Annotated in this window: 6 protein-coding genes; 4 read left to right on the forward strand and 2 right to left on the reverse strand. The window is 74.0% G+C overall.

What is annotated here, in order from left to right:
* On the reverse strand, positions 1-416 hold a 416-nt coding region (locus GTW08_RS26330; RefSeq protein ID WP_161152671.1), incomplete at its 3' end, for a MarR family transcriptional regulator.
* Between GTW08_RS26330 and GTW08_RS26335 the strand changes: the two genes are divergently transcribed.
* The 4 genes from GTW08_RS26335 to GTW08_RS26350 all read left to right on the forward strand — a co-directional run bounded on the left by GTW08_RS26335 (position 415) and on the right by GTW08_RS26350 (position 2,846).
* Positions 415-936 (forward strand): phenolic acid decarboxylase, encoded by a 522-nt coding sequence (locus tag GTW08_RS26335; RefSeq protein ID WP_073577262.1) that lies wholly within the window; start codon positions 415-417, stop codon positions 934-936. The two genes, GTW08_RS26330 and GTW08_RS26335, sit on opposite strands and share 2 nt — an antisense overlap.
* Entirely contained in the window at positions 933-1,808 is an 876-nt protein-coding gene (locus GTW08_RS26340) for an alpha/beta hydrolase fold domain-containing protein (protein WP_073577263.1), read from the forward strand. Before GTW08_RS26335 ends, GTW08_RS26340 begins: the two co-directional genes overlap by 4 nt.
* A 10-nt stretch (positions 1,809-1,818) precedes the next feature.
* Positions 1,819-2,262 (forward strand): hypothetical protein, encoded by a 444-nt coding sequence (locus tag GTW08_RS26345; protein WP_073577264.1) that lies wholly within the window; start codon positions 1,819-1,821, stop codon positions 2,260-2,262.
* Between the two features lie 92 nt (positions 2,263-2,354).
* A complete protein-coding gene (locus GTW08_RS26350) occupies positions 2,355-2,846 on the forward strand; it encodes an inorganic diphosphatase (RefSeq protein ID WP_062396543.1) in 492 nt (163 codons plus the stop codon).
* A gap of 37 nt (positions 2,847-2,883) precedes the next feature.
* Here GTW08_RS26350 and GTW08_RS26355 read toward each other — a convergent pair.
* A partial coding sequence (locus GTW08_RS26355; protein ID WP_202417723.1) for an MmpS family transport accessory protein occupies positions 2,884-3,553 on the reverse strand: 670 nt, incomplete at its 5' end.

Raw genomic sequence — 3,553 nt, forward strand, 5'->3', positions numbered from 1 at the left:
AGGCGGTCGAGCGCCGCACCGAGCAGGGCCTCGGCCGCCGCGTCGTAGCGTTCCAGCGCCCCGGCCGCCCGCGCGGAGACGGCGACGACCACCGTCCGCTGGTTCGCCCCCGCCCGCCGCTCGACGAATCCGGCGGCGGTCAGCGTGCGCAGCAGGTTGCTCACCGTGGACCGTGCCAGGCGCAGCGCCGCCGCCAGTTCGCTCGGCGCGAGCGGCCCTTCCGCCGCCAGCGTGCGGAGCAGCTCGATCTGGGCCTCGGACAGGTCCGGCAGATCGGCGGCGATACGGGTACGCCGCAGCAGGGTCCGGCGCAGCGGGCCGAGCTCGCGGCCGATCAGCGCGGCGGTCGTCGTCACCGGGGCAGTGTCGCACGACGCATTGCCCACAAAATAGTTTTGTTGCAATACTATCGCCATGGACGAAGAGGATCTGACCGCCGTCGTCGGGCACCGGTTCATCTACACCTACGACACCGGCTGGCAGTACGAGATGTACGTCAAGAACGACCACACCATCGACTACCGGATCCACAGCGGTCACGTCGGCGGGCGTTGGGTGCGCGACCAGGAGGTGGACCTGGTCCGGCTCGACGAGGGCGTCTACAAGCTGTCCTGGAACGAGCCGACCGGCACCTCGGTCGTGGTCTGCGTGATGCCGGCCCGGCGGCGTCTGCACGGCACCATCTTCTTCCCGCGCTGGGTCGCCGACGACGGCACGGAGACCGTCTGCTTCCAGAACGACCACCTCGACCGCATGCGGGAGCTGCGCGACGCGGGGCCGACCCACCCGATCGAGACGATCCCCGAGTTCGCCGAGATCACCCTGTTCGAGTTCGTCGGCGTCGACGACGAGACCGTGATCGCCGTCGGCCCCGACGAGCTGCCCCCCGGCTTCGCCGCGCGCACCGATCCCGGATCCGACCGGGTGCACGCGTGAATCCGCTGCTGGTGCGGGCCGCGATCGGACTGCTCCGCCACGCGCCCGGTGGACCACGGTCGCGGGTCGCGCCCGCCGGGACCCGCACGCTGAGCGCGCCCACCCGGCACGGTGCGGCTCCGGTGACGGTGTACCCCGGCGGGGACGGGAGCCCGGTGCACGTCAACCTGCACGGCGGCGGCTACGTCCTGCCCGGCCGTCACCAGGACCAGAAATGGTGCCGGACAGTCGCCGCGACCGGAGTGACCGTGCTGGACGTCGAGTACGTCCTCGCTCCCGAGCATCCGTTCCCGGCTGCGGTCGAGCAGACGCTCGACGTCCTGGCCTGGGCCGCAGCCCCGGAGACGGCGCACGGCGGCGACGGAGGCCGCCTGACGGTCGGCGGACAGAGCGCGGGCGGCGGTCTGGCCGCCGCGGCCGCACGCCACGTCCTCGCCACGGGCCGCGGACCCCGGATCGCACTGCAGGTGCTGCACTACCCGCCCCTCGACCTCGCCAGCGAGCCCGGGACGAAGCGGGCGCGGACCGCGAAGCCCCTCATCGGACCGCGGATCTCCCGGCTGTTCAACGCCGCCTACCTCCCGGCGCCGGAGGCCGCCCGCAACCCGCTGGCCTCCCCGGCCGCTGCGGGCGACGACGCCGACCTCACCGGAATCACGCCGGCCGTCGTCGTCACCGCCGAGCTGGACACACTGCGCGACGAGGCCGTCCGTTACGCGAACCGTCTCCGGGCGGCCGGTGCGCTGGTCGAACACATCGACGTCCCCGGCGCCGACCACGCCTACGACCTGCGCGGTGGCCCTCCGGGCGTCGTGGCGGACGTCCGGGCCCGGCTGGCAGCGCACATCCGGGGGGCGCACCACGGCGCCTAGGCTTCGTCCCATGGCGGAGGACGCGGTTCTGTTCCGGGACGTGGTGGCCGACCTCATCGGCGGACGGGCGAACCGGGACACCGCGGTGGCCCGGTTCGCCGCGCCGTTCCGGGCCCACCGGGACGGCCCGGCAGAGCGTCTGGAGGAACTGGCCTGGGCCGGGTTCGGCGAGGTCGCCGCCGCGGCCCGCACCGTCGCCGTCCACGACGCCCTCGTCGCGCTGCTCACCGGAGTCCGTGGTCTCGGCCCCCTGACCGGTGCCGACGACGCCGTGCGCACCGTGTGGACGCGACGACTGTTCACCGACCTGCCGTGCCTGGGGCCGCAGCTGCGCGAGTCCCTGGACGTGTACCCGGACGACTGCCCGGCGCTGTTCGCCTTCGCCCGACGGTTGACCAGGGCCGGGCTCGGCGACTTCTCCGCATGGGAGTCGTGGGAGCCGAATCGCCCCTGACCCGGCCGTCCGGCGCGCCGGGACGTGCATCGGGGCGGCCGACCGTGTACTGACTGGACCTGCCGTTCCGCTGCCGCGTCGAGGAGGACCCCGTGGAGTTCGACATGCTGGTCGAGGTGCCGAAGGGCAGCCGCAACAAGTACGAGGTGGACCACGAGTCCGGGCGCATCCGGCTCGACCGCACGCTGTTCACCGCCACCCAGTACCCGGGCGACTACGGCTTCGTCGAGGACACCCTCGGGGAGGACGGCGACCCGCTCGACGCCCTGCTCGTCACCACCGGCGAGCCGCTGTTCCCCGGCGTCCTCGTGCTCGTGCGCACCATCGGCATGTTCCGGATGACCGACGAGGCGGGCGGCGACGACAAGCTGCTCTGCGTCCCGGCCCACGACCCCCGTCTGGAGAACCTGCGCGACATCCACCACCTGCCCGAGTTCCACCGCCGGGAGATCCAGCACTTCTTCGAGATCTACAAGGACCTGGAGCCGGGCAAGAGCGTCGAGGGCGCCGACTGGGCGAACCGGGCGGCGGCCGAGGCGGAGCTGGAGGCGTCGCGGAAGCGGTTCCGGGAGACGCCGCACTGAGCATTCCGGGGCGGGCGGCCCCGGTGACCGCCCGCCGTCAGCGGCGTCCGTTGCAGGAGACCGCGGAGTAGTCGCCGTCGGCCGACTCCTCGGAGATCACGGCGCCGTCGACGAGGATCCGGCAGGAGAGCTCACCGGACCCGCCTGCGGCGGTGACCGAGTAGTCGGTGGGCTCGCCGGCGGCCGGGGCGGTGCGCTCCCACGGCAGATCCGCGCCGGAGACCTGGGCGACCGAGGTGCCGCGGCCGAACGTGATCGTGACCCCCGAGCCGGACCCGGTGACCTCGTAGGTGATCTGGGCCGCCGCGGGCGCTGTCGGTGCCGTGGGTGCCGTGGACACCTCGGTGGCCGGGACGACGCCGGGCTGACCGCCACCGGTCGACGCACCGAACGCGACCGAACCCTCGCGCCACGCCGCCGGGGTCTCGTCCCCGGTGCCACCGAACACGGCGAGCCCGATCGGCACGGCCGCGGCAGCCGCCGCGGCGACGCCGACGACCCACCGCCATCGGCGTCGACGGGGTTCCTCCTGCACGGCGCGGCGGCGCCCACGGCGCGGCGGGTCCTCGACGTCGTCGGGACCGGGGGCCGGGTCGGGTTCCGCTCCGTCCCCGTCGGGATCGAGGTCGAGGTCGCGCGGGTCGTACCCGAGGTCGTGCGGGTCCACCGGCCGGGCCCGGCCGTCGCGGGGGTCGGGGCCCGGTCCG

Source organism: Pseudonocardia sp. SID8383, from assembly GCF_009864975.1.
Lineage (GTDB): Bacteria > Actinomycetota > Actinomycetes > Mycobacteriales > Pseudonocardiaceae > Pseudonocardia > Pseudonocardia alni.